The organism is Pseudoclavibacter sp. VKM Ac-2888 (genome assembly GCF_015351285.1).
In the GTDB taxonomy this organism is placed as follows: domain Bacteria; phylum Actinomycetota; class Actinomycetes; order Actinomycetales; family Microbacteriaceae; genus Pseudoclavibacter.
Map to the genome: position 1 here is coordinate 2,518,655 of NZ_JADKSM010000001.1, position 16,080 is coordinate 2,534,734.

Here is a 16,080-nt window from a genome sequence, read left to right on the forward strand (position 1 = left end):
GGCCCGGCGAGATCGACGGCGGTCCAGCAAGCGACGACGAGCAGCACGTCAGCGACCCGATGACCCGGCGACCCCGCACACCGTCGAGGAGGACCAGTTCACGCTGCTGCGTTGGTCCGTCCGGCGCTGAGCTCGGTGTCGCGCACATGGCTGCTCGGGGCCGAGTCTCGCCGGAGGGGCCCACGCGTGCCCCACGTGCCCCAACGCCAGAGCCATTCGAGCGGCCCCTGCGTGAAGGCACGGAGCCAGAGCGTGCTCGCGATCCACTGCAGCACGAGGATGCCGATGACGATGCTGAGCAGCAGCGTCCACGAGGTGCTGTTGGGCAGGTCAAAGAGCGCACCTGCGGCGAGCATCAGCGGGGCTGCCGCGACGTAGTTCGTGAGCGCCATCTTGCCGAGCGGCGTGAAGACGGTCTGCAGGCCGCGGGCGGCGCGGGTCGTCATGAGCAGTGAGAGCAGCGCGATGTATGCGCCGGCCATCGCGAAGCCGGCGAGCCCGGAGGCGAGGTCGAAGCCGGACATCCGGATGTCCCCCGCCTGCCAGATCGCGAGCGGGATCGAGGCCGCGGTGAAGGCGAGGAGCGCGACGACGGAGCCGCCACGCGAGCGGCCGATCGACTGCACGATGCCGTACCGAGTGAGGGCGGCGCCGAGGAGAAAGACGCCCGGGATGAGGGTGATGCCGCCACCCGTCAGCGCGAGACTCGCGACGATGAGCACGGCGGCGCCGACGGCGACGGCCCAGCGCGGCAGCCAGGTGCTCGGGAGCAGCACGAGCAGGCCGGCGATGGCGTACGGCCAGAGCGCGGAGCCGCTCTGCAGGAACTCGAAGGGGATGCCGATGGCGAGGAGGATCAGGAGGCGCCTGAGCAGCACGAGCCTCGGTCGGCGCGAGCGTCGCGCGGCGGAATCGAAGAAGAGCGCGAAGCCGATTCCGAAGAGCAGCGAGAAGATCGGGAAGAAGCGCTGCTGCACGAACAGCTGCAGCCAGCCGCTCGGGTCGCCGAGATCGGCGGGCTGGAGCACGCCGGTGTCGGAGCCGAAGTGCACGAGCGGGGCGATGTTGACGAAGAGGATGCCGCAGAGTGCGGCACCACGGATGACGTCGAGGGCGGCGATTCGGCCACGGGCGGATGCAGGTGCGGATGCAGATGCAGGTGCAGCGGGTGCGCGTTCTGGGGAAGAGGGGGAAGTCAAGACATGCCTTTCGCGGCGCGGCCCGGATCTCGGGAATGACGCGACGACCCATCATCTGGCGGGGGCGTGACGGCTCGCGTCCGCCGCCGGATGGACCCGCGTCAGCCTCTGGGGTGACCTGGACGGCCCGCCGGGTTGGAGAATGGCAGCAGACACTCGGCTACGGACAGGACGACCTGCATGAACTCGCGGACATCACGTGCACCGACTCGCTGGGCGAGCTCTGCGCTGCTTCGCCTCGGCGCCCTCGCTGCCCTGAATGCGGTGGTCGCTCTGGCCCTGGCACCCGTGACGACGGTGTTGGCCACGGTGAACCCGCCCGCCTACGCGGTCGTCGCGTCGATGACGATGATGCTGCCGATGCTCGCAGCGCTGCTCGTGCCCCGTTTCGGGAGCGCGATCATCGTCGCGTTCTGTACCGGCATCTTCCTCATGATCACCCCGCTCGGGGCCATCGCCATCGTCGCCCTCTCCCTGCCCGCGCTGGTGATGGAGCTCGTCCTGCTCCTCGGACGCCTCGTCCTTCGGAGGTCCCGCCCAGGTGCCGAGGCGACGACGACCGACGTGCCGTGGACGACGTGGCTGCTCGCGTGCGCTGCCGGCGGGACCGCGATCGCCGCGATGTCGCTCCTGGTCCTCGCCCCTGGCGCAGCGACGCCCGGGCTCGTGGCGCTGCTCTGCTGCATCCGCGTGCTCACGTACACGACTCTCGGCGCGCTGATGCGACGCCTGCGCTCACAGCTGCGTTCGGCCGGCCTGGTCTGATCGCCCTCCGGGGCGCCGCTGGTCGTCGAGCAGATGGATGGTGAGCGCGGCGTTGATCGCCTCTTCGCGTGAACGCACCCCGAGCTTGCTGTACAGCGAACGCACCTGGGTGCGCACTGTGTTGATGCTGACGTCGAGGCGCGCGCTGACTTCTGCGTAGCTGGCGTTGTCCATCAGCTCTCGCAGCACGGCGATCTCCCTCGGCGTGAGCTTCGGCGGCGCGGCGTGCTGGGACTCTTCCGGCGCGTTGAGGCTGTCTGGCAGGCTCGGGAGGAGGATGCCGGTCTCCATCGCGAGCGACGTGAGCTCGGCGTGTCCGATGGAGCGATGGCCGAGGAGCGGGAGCGTCAGCCCGGCGTTCGTGAGGCTCGCCGCGGCGCTCCGGAGCAGGGTGACCGCGGAGTCGCGGTGTCCGGTCCGATGGTGGGCAGTTGCGAGGGTGAGCTCGTGGTCGATGCGGTCGCGCAGGGTCGTGTCGCGCACGGGCGGATAGCGCAGCAGCACGCCGAGGGCGTCGGTGTCCGACTGGCGAGCGAGGTCGACCTTCGCGCGAAGGGTGGCTGCCGGCACACGCCCGAGCACGTCGACGCCGCGAGAGTACTGCGCGGCGAGGGCGACGCGATGGGTGGCGAGCGCGACGTGCGCCGTCGAACGGTCGAGGTGCGCGGTCACGTAGCTCGGGAGTCGGCGCTGGCGCTCCGCGAGCTTCCTGATCTCCAGGATGCGGTCGAGCCCTTGGGCGGGGTCCAGTCCGATGTGCGCCCAGGTCTCGGCTTCGAGGAGGAGGTGGATGTTCTCGATGGTGCCGTAGTGGGGGTGGAGCCGCGCGAGCACCTCCAGGGCTGCTTCGTAGCGGCCCGCCTCCAGGTGCAGGTAGGCCTCAGCGAGGCGAGCGGGCGAGCCGCTGTAGTCATCGTGCCGATGCTCCTGGCCGGGGACGCTGTCCGATTCCACGATCGCCAGCTGCGCTTCGGCGAGCTCCCCCGCGATCGCGTGGGCGCCCGCGCGCAGGGAGAGCGGGAAGTACTGGGCGCGGAGCGGTGCGCGCAGGCGGCGCGCGGTCGCCGTGCCGGAGATGAGCGTCTGGAGCGCGTCCTGGGTCGCCCCGGTGAAGAGCTGCGTGGCGGCGAGCTGGGAGATCGCGTGCGGGATGACGCGGTGGGCGTGCTCGTACTCGGCTGCGGGGAACTCGGAGAGCATCCTCGAGAGGCGATCCGCGTGGTGCCTGGCTTGCTTGTACGACCCGAACACGGTTCTGGCGGCGACCATCTCGAGGAGCACGTACATGAGCTGCTCGGTGGCAGATGCGGTTCCCCGTCGAAGCCCGATCCCGGTCAGGCTGAGCGCGAAGACCTCCGCGGCTCGCCACTGGTGGTCCTTCATCGCGAGGTAGCAGAGGGCGAGTTCCACTCCGAGGAGCGGCCATCGCGCGATCGTCACGCGCGGAAGCCGTTCGAGCGCTGCGACAACCTGGGGACGGTCGTCACCCAGCTCGAACCAGTGGTCCATGACGATGCTCGAGGCAAGCGCGTAGTCGGATCCATCGACCGCGGCGGTCAGCGCCGCGTGCGGTTGGCCTCGATCCTTGGCCCAGGCGGCGAAGGATCGGCGCTGGCCGAAGAGGGCTTTCGCGTCCTTGGCCCGCAACCAGGCACGACCTGCCCGCGCGGTGGTCGGCGTGAATCGGAACACCGCCTGGCTCTGGCCGTCCTCCAGCACGAGTCGCTCTCGCGCGCCGAGCCCCCGGCGCTCGAACTCGTCCAGCACCTGGGCTCCGGGGCGAGCGGTGAGCTGACCCGCCAGGGTCTCATCGAGGAGGTCCGCGCCGATGGCGAGCGCGGCGAGGTCGTCGTCACCGCGGAGGATCGTCGCAGCGACGTAGTCGCCGAGCCGCTGGGTCAGCCATCGCTCGAGCACGTCGACCGTTTTCGGGTGGCCCCCTCCGGAGAGCTCGAGCAGGCTGAGCTTCACGAGCGCTGGCACGCGCCCCGAAGCGCGTTCGACGACGGCGGTCAGAGCTGGGGCGCCCATTCCGGCGCTTCGCAGCTCGGCTTCGATCTCCTCGGTCGTGAACAGCAGCTCCTCGGCCGCGATGACCTGCACATCCAACGACATGCGCGTGCGCGCGTCCTCGAAGCTCGTCTCCCGTCGACTGGCGATCACGACCCGGACACCGGGCGCGCGCGTCAGCAGCGAGATGAGATCCGTCTCCACGCTCGGCTGCTCGTCGAGATACTCGAACCCGTTGACGACCAGCGTCAGGGGGTGCGCCACGAGGACGTCCTCGACAAGCGCCTCGGCCGGACGGGCGTCGCCAAGCGAGGAACGCTCGGACCCGTGACCTGGGAGGGCCGCTGCGACGTCATGCCAGAAGCTCTCGCGGGTCGCGCCCCCTGGATCGATGACGACGCGGACGACGCGGCGACCGTCGCCCTCATCCCACCCGTCGAGCACCCTCGACTTCCCGAAGCCCCATGGGGCGCGGATCACGACAGCCCGCGACGTGCTGGCGGAACCGAGCAGTGCTCGGAGTCGGTCACTGCGCGGTTCCTGCTGGGGGGACGGGTTCACGGTGTTCGGACGCTTCCGGGGATGGACGCTCGTGTCGGCTGGGGTCGCGCCGGTGCTGGGGGCAGCGAGCGCGAGTGCTGCGTGAGCATGATCGCACAGCTGTGGAGCACACTGATCGCGCGCGACGGCGAAGCCGCCGCTCTCGAGGCGCCCTCGGAGGGCCTAGTCCCCGCCGAGCGCTAGCAGGGGTTCACGGCGAGGTTGCCGAGTCCGATGACCATGTTCTGCGAGTTGGTCGAGTCGCCTGGCTGGAAGTAGCGGAACTCGACGGCCGAGACGGGCGCTGCCCAGGTGAGCTGCACGTTGCCCTGGTTGGACGTCGGTGCGATGTTGCCGTACGGCGTATCCATCCGGAAGGGATCCCCCGCCGTGCCGGCGCCGACGACGCGCGCCTGGCGCGCGGCGGTGAACCCTGTCGTCAGGACCTCGACGTTGTCGCGGTAGCCGTTTGTCGTGGCGTCGATGTCGAGGAGGGAGAAGCTGAGGCCGGTCACCGGGCGGTTGAAGGCGATGCGGACCGTCGCCGAGTTGTTCGGGATCGGGTTCGAGAACTCGATGCGGTAGTAGTTGCCGGTGACGCCGCCCTGGGGGCCCGCCGCAACCCGACCGCTGGCCGCCGACGGAGTGGACCCAGACGAGTACGTGATCGAGAAGGTCGCGGTGGTGCTGGGGGCGGTGCCGGGAACGGTCACCGTCGTGACGTTCGCGCCAGCCGCGAGTGCTGCCCAGTCGAGGGTTCCGGCCGTGCACTGCGATGCGGAGGCGAGGGGGGTGGCCGTGGCGGCCGCGATGATCGGCACGGACCACACTGCGCCGGTGACCAGCGAACGACGAGTCAAGCCGGACTTGGCTTCGGTTTCGAGCGCGCTCATAGGGGACTCCTTGTCGAGGCGGGGGCCTCGGAAAATTCGAGAAGAGCACCGGGCGGGGGCTGCGGTGCCACACGAGTCGCGATGCCGCTGAACTCGGTGAGACCTCACTGTAGGTACGGACGAAGCCCTGTCCGGATGCCCTTAACATCGGCCTTCGCATCCGCGAGATCTCCCCGATCCCCGGGGAAAAACGTGGGTAAAACGCGACCTCGTGCGCCGAACCTGTACGCAAGCTGAGAGCCGAAAACGAGTTTGTGACACATCAGGGGTCGTCTGCGTCTCACCTGTACAAGCCCACACGGTGCATCTGCACCGGGGGCAGAGACCAGAAAGACAGAAGGAAGAGCATCATGGCGAACACCACACCCAACACGACTTCCGCCCACGGCACGGCTCAGACGTCCAGCAGCGTCGTCCCGACGACTTCGAACGGACGCGGCACGACGACGATCGTCGACAGCGTCGTCGCTCGTGTCGCCGGCATCGCGGCTCGCGACGCCCGTGGTGTCTACGACCTCGGTGGCGGCGCGGCCCGCGCGATCGGTGCCATCCGCAACGCCATCAACGCCACCGACCAGAGCCAGGGCATCAGCGTCGAGGTCGGCGAGAAGCAGGTCGCCGTCGACGTGACCATCGTCGCCGAGTACCCCGTCTCCCTCCAGGACGTCGCGGACGGCGTCCGCGCCGACGTGATCCGCGCCGTCGAGACGATCGTCGGCCTCGAGGTCACCGAAGTCAACGTCACCGTCAACGACGTCCACCTCCCCACCGACGACACCAACGACAAGACGGAAGAAGCGCGAGTCCAGTGAACACCGCATCCCTCACCCGAACCGGCATCCTCATCGGCGCCGTCCTCGCGCTCACCTGGATCATCCTCGGCTTCTGGGCGTTCTTCTTCGTCGCGATCGCGATGATCATCGGCGGCGTCATCGGACGCATCCTCGAAGGAAAGCTCGACGCCAGCGCCCTCGTCGACGTCATCCGAGGACGGAACACCTCCTCATGAGCACAGCCGCGACGACACACCACGGCGCGGCGCAGCGAGGCACAACACGACTCACCGCGAAGGCCCTGACTCGTGTCGCGTCAGCTGTCGCCGGTGACGCCCTCGGGGTCGACGCAGGCAACGTCAACGTCGACCTCGACGATCACAACGGCAAACTCGCGCTCCGTGTGCGGACCCCCATCCGGGTTCCGTCGCTCGCCCGAATCCGTGAGCAGCCGAATGCGCTCGCGCGCAGCGGCGGTCCACTTCTGGAGCGAGTCGAGAACGCCAAGACAACCATCCGAGACCGCGTGCAGAGCCTCACCGGCTCCCACGTGGACCAGGTCACTGTGCGGGTGACCGGGCTCGACATCAAACCAGAGGAGCGAGTCAGATGAGCAGCCACACGTCGCTCTACTCCCGCGTCTCCCGACGCGAGACGCATTCGCCTCGGTCGGCGCTCGCGATCGTCCTGGCCGTGCTGCTCATCGTCGTCGCGGCCTGGGTCGGCACCGAGGTGGTGCTCGCGCTCCTCGCCCTCCCGGCGCTCCTCGTGGCACCGGCTGACATGTTCACCTCCACGCTCGGGGTGCTCGAGCAGCCCGCCCAGTACGTCGGCCCAGCCGGCGTCATCGTGGCCATCATCGGGCTGATCCTGCTCATCGCAGGCCTCGCCCCCGGTCGCCGTTCCCGCCACGTCCTGCGCTCGTCGCGGACCGCAACCGTCGCGGACAACGCGGTCATCGCGTCCGCGCTCGCCCGGCACGCGGCCCTCGCCGGCCACGTCAGCCCGGACAACGTCACCGTCTCGGTCTCCCACCGCCGCGCCGACGTACGCCTCACCCCCGCATCCGGGATGCCCGTCGACGCCGCCTCCATCGAAGCGGCCGTCACACAGCAGCTCGAGCAGTACGAACTCAGCCCGCGCGTCACCGCCAAGGTGCGCGTCGCAGAGAACGGGAAGGTCGGCGCATGAACAGCACGAACCGAGGCCTGAACCGCCTCCTCATCGTTGTCACGGGGCTCCTTCTGCTCATCGTGGGCGCAGCTGCGGCACTCGGCGCCTGGCTGCCCGGGGCGAAGGACACCTGGACCCCGATCTCTGAAACGGTCACCACGCAGGTCGGCAGCTGGCTCCAGCAGACGCCCTTCCCCGGCACCGACTTCAGCTGGCTGATGATCGCCGTCGTCGCCGTCCTGCTGATCGGCATCATCCTGCTCCTCGCCTTCAGCCTCCGACAGGGGCAGGGGCGGACGGGAACCCTCATCCACGACCGCAGCTCGGACACGGGACGCACCGTCGTCGACGTGTCCGTCGCACGCGACGCCCTCGCTGACGCACTCGGCGAACGTGATGAGTTCCTCTCGACCAGCGTCTCGGCGTACTCGGTGAAGCGGGCCCCCATGCTCAAGGTCTCGGCGACCTGCCGACGTGGTGTCTCGCCCAGGGACGCGACCGCGATCGTCGAGCACAACCTCGACGCGCTCGACGCGCTCCTCGGCCAGCAGGTGCCGGTCCTGCTGCAGCTCAGCGGCGGATTCCGCGCCAAGGTGCAGCAATCGACACGCCTCCAGTAACCACGACTCCCCACCGCGGCACCCCGATTCCGAGGAACCGCATCCCCAACAGGAAGGAACTGCCATGAGCGCAGGAGACAAGATCAAGAACGCAGCAGAAGAGTTCGGCGGCAAGGCCAAGGAAGCCCTCGGCAAGGCCACCGACAACGACAAGCTCGTCGCAGAAGGCAAGGCCGACCAGGCCAAGGCCAACGTGAAGCAGGCGGGCGAAGACGTCAAGGACGCCTTCAAGAAGTAGCTCACATCATCACGCCAAAGCGGCAGCCGACTCGGTCGGCTGCCGCTTCTGCGTGCCCCGGCGACTCGCCGAGCTGCAAGCTCCGCGTCGTCAGGCGGCTCGAGCGACACTTGCCTAGGCGACCCGCGGGTCCTGACCGTACTGCGCAGGGGCCCCAAGGTGCTCTCGGAGCGTGGCGCCCGCGTAGTCGTCGGGGTAGATGCCTCGCTCCTGCAGAAGCGGGACCACCTCGTCGACGAACGCATCGATGCCGTCCTCATTGACGTCGACCGACACCCAGAAGCCGTCGCAGGCGCCAGCCTCGAACCACTCCTGCATGTGGTCGGCCACCACGCTCGCTGGGCCGACGGGCGTCGGGTGATAGTCGATGACGCCGTGCGCCAGGATGTCGCGGATCGTCCAGCCCTCCCGAGCGATCTCGAGAGCCCTCGCCGAGCGCGGGTCGTACGGGTTCGGACTCGCGGCGGCCAGCTGGCCCGCGGTCAGCGGCTTGTCGATCTGTGCCGGATCCAGGGCCGATGGCAGGTTCAGCATCTGGCCCAGGTAGCCGACGCGCGCAGGTGCGGAAAGCTCACCAAGGGCAACGCGGCGATCGAGCGCCTCACGCTTGGTCTTGCCGAGTGCTGGCATCACCCCGGCGAAGAACTTCACGTCGTCGGGGTCGCGACCGGCTGCTTGAGCGACTTCCCGGAGGGCGTTTCGCTGTTCCCGCGCATCATCGATCGTGAACACGGCCCCGATGACACCGCTGGCGTGACGACCGGCGATCTCTGCCCCGTTGGCTCCACCGCCGGCTGAGAAGATGACGGGCTGCCCCTGCTCCGAGGGTGGGATGTTGAGCGGCCCCCGGGACGCGACGTACTGGCCCTGCAGGTTGATCGGCCGAATCTTGTCGCGGTCGGCGAACTGCCCCGTCGCCGTGTCCTTGACCCAGGCGTCCTGCTGCCAGCTGCCCCAGAGCGCCTCGACGATCTGGATCGTCTCGTGGGCTCGCTGATACCGCTCGAGCCTCGGTGCGACGAGCTGCCCGAAGTTGGCGGCCGCCCCTGGGTCGCTCGTCGTGACCGCGTTCCACCCCGCGCGACCGTGGCTCATGATGTCGAGTGCCTTGAACTGGCGCGCGATGGTGAACGGCTCGTTGAAGGTCGTGGATGCGGTGGCGACCAGGCCGATCCGGTTGGTCTCGCGGGCGATCGCGGCGAGCGTCATGAGCGGATCGATGGAGATCATGAAGGATTCACGGGACAGGTCGACCTGCTCGCCCGGGAAGTCGGGGAAGAACAGGAACGCGAACTTGCCGCGCTCCGCGGCCTGGGCATACCGGACCTGCGCGTCGAAGCTCGTGTAGTTGGCCGGGTCCACGCCGGGAGCACGCCATGCTGAGCTCTGCGAGCCGTATCCGCTGCCGATGTGCAGCCCGAGGATCATCTGGCTCTTGGCCGTCATTCGCTTCGCTTCCTGTCGATATCCGTGTGCGTGCGAGGACGTCTGCGCGCCTTTCGTGCTGGTGCGAGGCCTGGCACCCACAGCGAAAAGGAGATACTCTCCACTTCAGAAGGACGATACGGAGAAGCTCTCCTCTTTGTCAACCGAGGTGCCATATGACTGAAGCAACGGCGGGAAGACCCCGCGCCCCACGAGCCGACGCTCGTCGCAACCGCGACCACATCCTCGACACCGCAGAGCAGTACTTCTCAGAGCACGGGGTCACTGGCTCGCTCGACGCGATCGCGAAGCGCGCTGGCATCGGCGCCGGCACTCTCTACCGCCACTTCCCAAACCGCGAGGCCCTGCTCGCCGCCTTGCTCACCGCACGCGACGAAACGCTTGTGGCCCGCCGCGACGAGCTCGGCGCTTCCGCCGAGAACGCAGCCGAGGCCCTGGACGGCTGGCTGAACGCGGTCACCGAATGGGCGTGCGCCTTCGATGGGCTCCCCGAACCGCTGCGCGTCGCGACGACCACCGAGCTGTCCCCCCTAGCGCTGACCTGCCAGGGCTTCATCACGACGACCGAGGAATTCCTCCTCGCCGCGCAGCGCGAGGGAAGCGCGCGCACCGACATCCGCGCGCTCGACCTCTTCCTCGCGGCGCTCGCAGCCAGCTGGGTGCGAGGCGCCGCGATGGCAGACGAGGCATCTGGCGCTGCGCTGGCGGCGCTCACGAGGAGCGGCTGGGAACTGCGAGCCGATCATTCAACCCCGAGGAGAGCAGCATGAAGCGCATCGGAATCATCGGCAGCGGATCCATCGGAGCAGCGGTCGCCCGCCTGGCGGTCGCCGCGGATTGGGAGGTGCTGATCGCGAACTCGCGCGGGCCCGCATCGCTCGCCGAGCTGATCAGGGAGCTCGGCCCACGAGCGCGGGCTGGCACTGTGAACGAGGCCGTGCAGTTTGGTGACATCCCTGTGCTGGCCGTGCCGCTGGCGGCCTACCCCAAGCTCCCCCAGGCCACCTTCGCGGGGAAGACGGTCCTGTCAACAGGGAACTACTACCCCCACCGCGACGGCCGCATCGAGCAGCTCGATACCCTCGCAACCACAACCGCCGAATACGAGCAGTCTCTGCTTCCGGATGCACGCATCGTCAAGGCGTTCAACAGCATCCTCTTCACCCACATCCCGAATCTCGCCAACTCGACGCCACGCACCGCGCTGCCGATCGCCGGCGATGACGACGCCGCCAAGGCGGGAGTCTCCGAACTCGTGAACGCTCTCGGCTTCGACACCGTCGATGCCGGCACGCTTGCCGAGTCGTGGCGCTTCGAACCGGAGTCCGGTGCCTACACGCAGGTCTACGTGGCGGATCTTGACGCGTTCCACGCTGACTACCTCAGCGACCCAGGCGCGCCACTGCCTGCCAACCGGCTCCAGACACTCCTGGAGAAGTCGACTCGAGCGGATGTGGCCGCGCGGGAGTTCTGAGCAGGGCGCGCCACCTCAGCCCTGCTGCCTACCCCGCCTGCCCGCCGGATCTCGGACGCCACTTGTCCACCGCGTGAGCTCAGCCGCGAGCGCTGCGGGAGCGTCCAGCTGGATCAGGTGGCCTGCGCCGTCGATGAGGGTGACCGAGGCGTTCGGGATGAGCGCGCCGAGCCGCTGTGCTCGGTCGCTCGGGATCCAGGTGTCCTCGCGCCCCCACACGATGTGCACGGGTTCCGTGAGGGTGCCGTAGCGCGGTTCGACCTCCGCCGTGAAGCGCTCGTCGGCCTGCGCGATCTGCCGGTAGAACGCCGCCTGCCCCTCCGCATCCGCCCACGGATCCACGAGCATGGCGAGGTCATCCGCGCTCAGGCCCTTGTGGCTGGCTCCGCGGATGTACGCCTCCACGGCGCCGCGATGCACCGCGGCCGGCAGCTGCTCGAACACCGGCGCGTGCTCTTTCACGAGGTTGAAGAACGGCGAACCCCACGGCGAGAGGGCGACGACGTCGACGAGTGCCAGCGACGCGTACGCGGCCCCGTGGAGCAGTCGAGCACGCAGTGCCACCGCGCCGCCGAAGTCGTGGGCGACGACGTGCGGCCGGTCGAGGCCCCAGGATTCGAGCAGCTCGGCGAACAGCTCGCCCTGCACGCCGAGGTCGACGGCATGCGACGGGTCCTTCGACGAGGAGCCGTAGCCGGGCATGTTCCACAGGTAGACGGTGAACTGCGCGGAGAGGGCCTCCGCGATCGGCCGCCACAGCGCCGACGACCACGGGGTGCCGTGCAGGAAGACGAGGGCTGGCCCTTCCCCGAAGCTGTCCCAGCGCACGGTCCTCCCGCGCCAGGAGAACACGTTGGGCAGGCTCTCGTCGCTCATCATCCACCGATTGTGTCAGCCGCGCGAGCGGCACCGCTTGTGACGGCGAGCTGGCGTCCCGCTCGAAGGCGGCACGCCAGCCCTCCGCCTCAGAGGTTCGCGGCGAGCCTCGTCCACGTCTCCACGACGCTGTCCGGGTTGAGCGACAGCGAGGAGATGCCACGGTCGAACAGGTACTGGGCGAGTTCGGGATGGTCGCTCGGCGCCTGCCCGCAGATGCCGACGTAGCGTCCGTGCTTCGTGCAGGCGTCGATCGCGAGGTCGATGAGGCGAAGCACCGCGGGGTTGCGCTCGTCGAAGCTGTCCGAGATGAGGCCGGAGTCGCGGTCGATGCCGAGCGTCAGCTGCGTGAGGTCGTTCGAGCCGATGGAGAAGCCGTCGACGAGCTCCAGGAACTGCTCCGCGAGGAGCGCGTTGGAGGGCACCTCGCACATCATGATCACCTCGAGGCCGTTCCGGCCGCGGCGCAGCCCGTTCTCCGCGAGGCGCTCGACAACCGCGCGGGCCTCCTCGACCGTGCGCACGAATGGGATCATGACCTTCACGTTCGTGAGCCCCATGTCGTCCCGGACGACCCTGATCGCCTCGCACTCGAGCGCGAACGCCTCGGCGAAGTCGTCGGAGATGTACCTCGCGGCACCGCGGAAGCCGAGCATCGGGTTCTCCTCGACGGGCTCGTAGCGGGCACCCCCGAGCAGCCCCGCGTACTCGTTCGACTTGAAGTCGGAGAGCCGCACGATGACGGGCTTCCCGTCGAACGCGGCGGCGAGCGTCGCGACGCCCTCGGCGAGGCGGCGCACGAAGAAGTCCGCGGGAGAGTCGTAGGCGGCGATGCGCTCGTCGATGGCGGCGCGGATGCTCGCCTCCTGGTCGTCGAGCTCGAGCAGCGCACGGGGGTGCACGCCGATCTGGCGCGAGATGACGAACTCCATGCGCGCGAGCCCCACGCCGTCGTTCGGCAGGGCGGCGAGCGTGAACGCGGCGTCCGGGTTGCCGACGTTGAGCATGATCTTGCCCGGCAGCTCCGGGAAGGAGTCGAGTTCGATGCGCTCGACCTCGATGGGGAGGATGCCGGCGAGCACGACCCCAGTCTCGCCTTCGGCGCAGGTCACGGTGACCTCGTCGCCGTCCGCGAGGCGCTCGGTCGCGTCGCCGGCCCCGACCACGGCGGGGACGCCGAGCTCGCGGGCGATGATCGCGGCGTGACAGGTGCGGCCGCCGCGGTTCGTGACGATCGCGGAGGCGCGCTTCATGATCGGCTCCCAGTCGGGGTCGGTCATGTCGGCGACCAGCACGTCACCCTGGCGGAACTCGCTCATCTGCGAGGGGGAGGTGAGCAGGCGCACGATGCCAGCGCCGATGCGCTGCCCGATCGCCCGGCCTTCGACGAGCGTCGCGCTGCGCTGCAGCAGGCTGTGCCGCTCGAGCGTGCCGGCTGATCGCCGCGAGACGACGGTCTCCGGGCGGGCCTGCAGAATGTAGATGCGTCCGTCGATGCCGTCCTTGCCCCACTCGATGTCCATGGGCCGCCCGTAGTGCTCCTCGATCGCGAGCGCCGCCTCCGCCAGCTCGGTGACCTCGGCGTCGGTGACGGAGAACTGGCGCTGCGCATCCGGTGCCGTCTCGACGAACTCGGTGGTGCGCCCGACGCGGGTGTCGTCCGTGAAGACCATGCGGGTCGCCTTGCTGCCGACTCGGCGCGACAGCACGGCGGGCCGCCCCTCGCGGAGGGTGCGCTTGTGCACCGTGAACTCGTCGGGGTTGACCGCGCCCTGCACGACCCCCTCGCCGAGCCCGTAGGCGCTCGTCACGAACACGGCGCCGTCGTAGCCCGACTCGGTGTCGACGCTGAACATGACCCCGGCTGCGCCCTCGTCGGAGCGCACCATGCGCTGCACGCCGACGGAGATCGCGATGCCCGTGTGCGCGTAGCCCTGGTGCACGCGGTAGGCGATGGCGCGGTCGGTGAAGAGCGATGCGAAGACCTTGCGGGTGGCGGCGAGCACGTTCTCGATGCCGGCGATGTTGAGGAACGTCTCCTGCTGCCCCGCGAACGACGCGTCCGGCAGATCCTCGGCCGTGGCGCTCGAGCGCACCGCGACGAGCAGCTGGCCGTCGGTCTCCGATTCGAGACGGGAGAAGGCCTCCCGGATGGCTGCTTCGAGCTCCGCGGCGAGCGGGGCGGCCTCGATGCGGGCACGGATGCGGGCGCCGACGATCGCGAGGCGCGCCACGTCGTCGACGTCGAGGCCCACGATCTCACCGCGGATCCACGCGTCGATGCCCGTCTCACGCAGGTGCCGGTTGAAGGCGCTCGCCGTCGTGGCGAAGCCGTCCGGCACACGCACTCCGGCGTCCGTGAGGTTCGCGATGAGCTCGCCGAGCGAGGCGTTCTTGCCGCCGACCTCGGGGATGTCCGAGAGGCGCACCGCGCTGAAGGGGAGGACGTACGCCTCGTTGCTCGCGGATGCGTCTGCGGAGGTCGGGGGTTCGTGGAGCAGCGTCATGGTGAGTCCTTGGGTGTCGTCGTTGACGGTTGTTGACGGGATGAACTCAGTATTCGTCGCGAATTGGGCACTCTTTCGTGGAAATACGTGTAAAGAAGTACTGTTCTTGCGCTAACGTCATGCCATGCCCGCCGACGTGTACACCGCTTCCGTGCTCGGAGCCCGCATCCGCCACTACCGTTCGCTCGCGAAGCTCACTCTCGACGACCTCGCGGCACAGCTCGAGACGAGCCCCAGCCGCATCTCGCTCATCGAGAACGGACGCCGCGAGCCGAAGCCCTCGGAGCTCCCCTCCTTCGCGAGGGCCCTCGGGGTGACGGTCGAGGACCTCGTGCGCGCCGAGGCGCCGAACAGCCGCGCCGCGCTCGAGCTCGAGCTGAAGCGCGCCCAGTCGTCCCCGCTGTTCGCGGGGCTCGGGCTCCCCAAGCTGCGCGGGGGCAAGGGCATGCCAGACGACACCCTCGAGACACTCGTGGGCCTGCACCGGGAACTCGAGCGACGCGCGCAGGCCGCCTCTGCGACGCCCGAGGAGGCGCGCATCCGCAACACACAGCAGCGGGCGTGGATGCGGGAGCGCAACAACTACCTGCCGGAGATCGAGGCGGTCGCCGAGGAGCGCCTCCGCCAGGTCGGGCACGTCGCGGGGGCGCTCACGCACCGCGAGGTGCACCTCATGGTCGAGCAGCTCGGCCTCGAGATCGTCTACGCCGACGACCTCCCCCGTTCCACGCGCAGCATCACCGACCTCGAGAACGGGCGCATCTACCTGCCGCCGGAGTCGATCCCGGGCGGCCACGGGCTGCGATCCATCGCTCTCCAGGCCGTCGCCCACCGCATCCTTGGCCATACGCCTCCCGATTCGTACGCCGACTTCCTGCGCCAGCGGCTCGAGATCAACTACTTCGCGGCCGCCTGCCTCATCCCGCGCACGCAGGCCGTCGACTTCCTGAGCGCCCGCAAGAAGGACCGCGACCTCGCCGTGGAGGACTTCCGCGATGCCTTCGGCGTCACCCACGAGGCGGCCGCCCTGCGCATGACGAACCTCATGACCGAGCACCTCGGGATGCGCGTGCACTTCCTGCGCGTCGGCGCCGACGGGGAGGTCTACAAGGCCTACGAGAACGACGATCTCCCCCTGCCGCTCGACGTGACCGGCGCCGTCGAGGGGCAGATCGTCTGCCGCCGCTGGGGGGCGAGGCGTGCGACGGAGATCGAGCACCGCACGACCGAGTTCTGGCAGTACACGGACACGCCCGCCGGCACGTTCTGGAGCACCATCCAGACGGGCAGGTCCGCCGAGGGCGCCTTCTCGATCACCTTCGGGGTGCCCTTCGACGACGCGAAGTACTTCCGCGGCCGCGACACCGAGAACCGCCAGGTGTCGCGCTGCCCCGACGAGACCTGCTGCCGGCGGCCCGACCCGACCCTCGCGGCACGCTGGTCCGGGCGCGCCTGGCCGAGCGCCCGCCTGCACGCGCAGATCCTCGCATCCCTCCCCGCTGGCCGGTTCCCAGGCGTCGACGACAGCGAGATCTACGCTTATCTGGAACGCCACGCGCCCTGATC

General features: G+C 69.2%; 16 protein-coding genes. 10 read left to right on the top strand and 6 right to left on the bottom strand.

All coding sequences use genetic code 11. The features are described from left to right. Positions 1-98: 98 nt before the first annotated feature. Positions 99-1,199 carry a DUF418 domain-containing protein gene (locus ITJ61_RS11870; protein WP_194686280.1) on the bottom strand — a complete coding sequence of 367 codons (1,101 nt, stop codon included), beginning with the start codon at positions 1,197-1,199 and terminating at the stop codon, positions 99-101. Between the two features lie 180 nt (positions 1,200-1,379). Between ITJ61_RS11870 and ITJ61_RS11875 the strand changes: the two genes are divergently transcribed. Then, on the top strand, positions 1,380-1,964 hold the full coding sequence (locus ITJ61_RS11875) for a hypothetical protein (protein ID WP_194686281.1): 585 nt from the start codon (positions 1,380-1,382) through the stop codon (positions 1,962-1,964). Here the strand turns inward: ITJ61_RS11875 and ITJ61_RS20315 are convergent. Both ITJ61_RS20315 and ITJ61_RS11885 read right to left on the bottom strand, forming a co-directional pair. After that, positions 1,935-4,535 carry a LuxR C-terminal-related transcriptional regulator gene (locus tag ITJ61_RS20315; protein WP_194686282.1) on the bottom strand — a complete coding sequence of 867 codons (2,601 nt, stop codon included), beginning with the start codon at positions 4,533-4,535 and terminating at the stop codon, positions 1,935-1,937. The two genes, ITJ61_RS11875 and ITJ61_RS20315, sit on opposite strands and share 30 nt — an antisense overlap. A 179-nt stretch (positions 4,536-4,714) precedes the next feature. After that, positions 4,715-5,407: a hypothetical protein gene (locus tag ITJ61_RS11885; protein WP_194686283.1), complete on the bottom strand. Its 693-nt coding sequence runs from the start codon at positions 5,405-5,407 to the stop codon at positions 4,715-4,717. A 350-nt stretch (positions 5,408-5,757) separates the two neighbouring features. Here ITJ61_RS11885 and ITJ61_RS11890 point away from each other — a divergent pair, with 350 nt between their 5' ends. The 6 genes from ITJ61_RS11890 (at position 5,758) to ITJ61_RS11915 (ending at position 8,211) form a co-directional block, all read left to right on the top strand. After that, a complete protein-coding gene (locus ITJ61_RS11890; protein ID WP_194686284.1) occupies positions 5,758-6,219 on the top strand; it encodes an Asp23/Gls24 family envelope stress response protein in 462 nt (153 codons plus the stop codon). Next, the gene (locus ITJ61_RS11895; protein WP_104243617.1) at positions 6,216-6,416 is read left to right on the top strand and encodes a DUF2273 domain-containing protein; all 201 of its coding nucleotides are present in this window, start codon (positions 6,216-6,218) and stop codon (positions 6,414-6,416) included. Before ITJ61_RS11890 ends, ITJ61_RS11895 begins: the two co-directional genes overlap by 4 nt. Beyond that, a complete protein-coding gene (locus ITJ61_RS11900) occupies positions 6,413-6,793 on the top strand; it encodes a hypothetical protein (RefSeq protein WP_194686285.1) in 381 nt (126 codons plus the stop codon). The genes ITJ61_RS11895 and ITJ61_RS11900 overlap by 4 nt, the downstream gene beginning before the upstream one ends. Beyond that, a complete protein-coding gene (locus ITJ61_RS11905) occupies positions 6,790-7,371 on the top strand; it encodes a DUF6286 domain-containing protein (protein ID WP_194686286.1) in 582 nt (193 codons plus the stop codon). The genes ITJ61_RS11900 and ITJ61_RS11905 overlap by 4 nt, the downstream gene beginning before the upstream one ends. Further along, positions 7,368-7,973 (top strand): hypothetical protein, encoded by a 606-nt coding sequence (locus ITJ61_RS11910; protein WP_194686287.1) that lies wholly within the window; start codon positions 7,368-7,370, stop codon positions 7,971-7,973. The genes ITJ61_RS11905 and ITJ61_RS11910 overlap by 4 nt, the downstream gene beginning before the upstream one ends. Before the next feature lie 64 nt (positions 7,974-8,037). After that, positions 8,038-8,211 carry a CsbD family protein gene (locus ITJ61_RS11915; RefSeq protein WP_160073784.1) on the top strand — a complete coding sequence of 58 codons (174 nt, stop codon included), beginning with the start codon at positions 8,038-8,040 and terminating at the stop codon, positions 8,209-8,211. A 114-nt stretch (positions 8,212-8,325) separates the two neighbouring features. On the opposite strand, the gene ITJ61_RS11920 is transcribed toward ITJ61_RS11915, so the two are convergent. Beyond that, positions 8,326-9,657: an NtaA/DmoA family FMN-dependent monooxygenase gene (locus ITJ61_RS11920; RefSeq protein ID WP_194686288.1), complete on the bottom strand. Its 1,332-nt coding sequence runs from the start codon at positions 9,655-9,657 to the stop codon at positions 8,326-8,328. A 155-nt stretch (positions 9,658-9,812) separates the two neighbouring features. Between ITJ61_RS11920 and ITJ61_RS19870 the strand changes: the two genes are divergently transcribed. Together ITJ61_RS19870 and ITJ61_RS11925 are read left to right on the top strand one after the other, a co-directional pair. Further along, positions 9,813-10,427, top strand: a complete 615-nt coding sequence (locus tag ITJ61_RS19870) for a TetR/AcrR family transcriptional regulator (RefSeq protein WP_104342045.1) — start codon at positions 9,813-9,815, stop codon at positions 10,425-10,427. After that, the gene (locus ITJ61_RS11925) at positions 10,424-11,131 is read left to right on the top strand and encodes an NADPH-dependent F420 reductase (RefSeq protein WP_104243630.1); all 708 of its coding nucleotides are present in this window, start codon (positions 10,424-10,426) and stop codon (positions 11,129-11,131) included. The genes ITJ61_RS19870 and ITJ61_RS11925 overlap by 4 nt, the downstream gene beginning before the upstream one ends. Before the next feature lie 15 nt (positions 11,132-11,146). Here the strand turns inward: ITJ61_RS11925 and ITJ61_RS11930 are convergent, their stop codons facing one another. Further along, positions 11,147-12,010 carry an alpha/beta fold hydrolase gene (locus tag ITJ61_RS11930; protein WP_228496659.1) on the bottom strand — a complete coding sequence of 288 codons (864 nt, stop codon included), beginning with the start codon at positions 12,008-12,010 and terminating at the stop codon, positions 11,147-11,149. A gap of 86 nt (positions 12,011-12,096) precedes the next feature. Then, positions 12,097-14,514 (bottom strand): phosphoenolpyruvate synthase, encoded by a 2,418-nt coding sequence (gene ppsA / locus ITJ61_RS11935; protein ID WP_194686289.1) that lies wholly within the window; start codon positions 14,512-14,514, stop codon positions 12,097-12,099. A gap of 124 nt (positions 14,515-14,638) precedes the next feature. Here ppsA and ITJ61_RS11940 point away from each other — a divergent pair, with 124 nt between their 5' ends. Continuing rightward, positions 14,639-16,078, top strand: coding sequence for a helix-turn-helix domain-containing protein (locus ITJ61_RS11940; RefSeq protein ID WP_194686290.1), 1,440 nt, complete (start codon positions 14,639-14,641; stop codon positions 16,076-16,078). Positions 16,079-16,080: the final 2 nt, after the last annotated feature.

What these genes read in the sequence shown, in the direction of transcription:
- ITJ61_RS19870 (WP_104342045.1), top strand. Translation starts at nt 9,813, where the DNA reads ATGACTGAAGCAACGGCGGGAAGACCCCGCGCCCCACGAGCCGACGCT.
- ITJ61_RS11910 (WP_194686287.1), top strand. Translation starts at nt 7,368, where the DNA reads ATGAACAGCACGAACCGAGGCCTGAACCGCCTCCTCATCGTTGTCACG.
- ITJ61_RS11920 (WP_194686288.1), bottom strand. Translation starts at nt 9,657, where the DNA reads ATGACGGCCAAGAGCCAGATGATCCTCGGGCTGCACATCGGCAGCGGA.
- ppsA (WP_194686289.1), bottom strand. Translation starts at nt 14,514, where the DNA reads ATGACGCTGCTCCACGAACCCCCGACCTCCGCAGACGCATCCGCGAGC.
- ITJ61_RS11925 (WP_104243630.1), top strand. Translation starts at nt 10,424, where the DNA reads ATGAAGCGCATCGGAATCATCGGCAGCGGATCCATCGGAGCAGCGGTC.
- ITJ61_RS11905 (WP_194686286.1), top strand. Translation starts at nt 6,790, where the DNA reads ATGAGCAGCCACACGTCGCTCTACTCCCGCGTCTCCCGACGCGAGACG.
- ITJ61_RS11875 (WP_194686281.1), top strand. Translation starts at nt 1,380, where the DNA reads ATGAACTCGCGGACATCACGTGCACCGACTCGCTGGGCGAGCTCTGCG.
- ITJ61_RS11930 (WP_228496659.1), bottom strand. Translation starts at nt 12,010, where the DNA reads ATGATGAGCGACGAGAGCCTGCCCAACGTGTTCTCCTGGCGCGGGAGG.
- ITJ61_RS11915 (WP_160073784.1), top strand. Translation starts at nt 8,038, where the DNA reads ATGAGCGCAGGAGACAAGATCAAGAACGCAGCAGAAGAGTTCGGCGGC.
- ITJ61_RS11890 (WP_194686284.1), top strand. Translation starts at nt 5,758, where the DNA reads ATGGCGAACACCACACCCAACACGACTTCCGCCCACGGCACGGCTCAG.
- ITJ61_RS11940 (WP_194686290.1), top strand. Translation starts at nt 14,639, where the DNA reads ATGCCCGCCGACGTGTACACCGCTTCCGTGCTCGGAGCCCGCATCCGC.
- ITJ61_RS11900 (WP_194686285.1), top strand. Translation starts at nt 6,413, where the DNA reads ATGAGCACAGCCGCGACGACACACCACGGCGCGGCGCAGCGAGGCACA.
- ITJ61_RS11885 (WP_194686283.1), bottom strand. Translation starts at nt 5,407, where the DNA reads ATGAGCGCGCTCGAAACCGAAGCCAAGTCCGGCTTGACTCGTCGTTCG.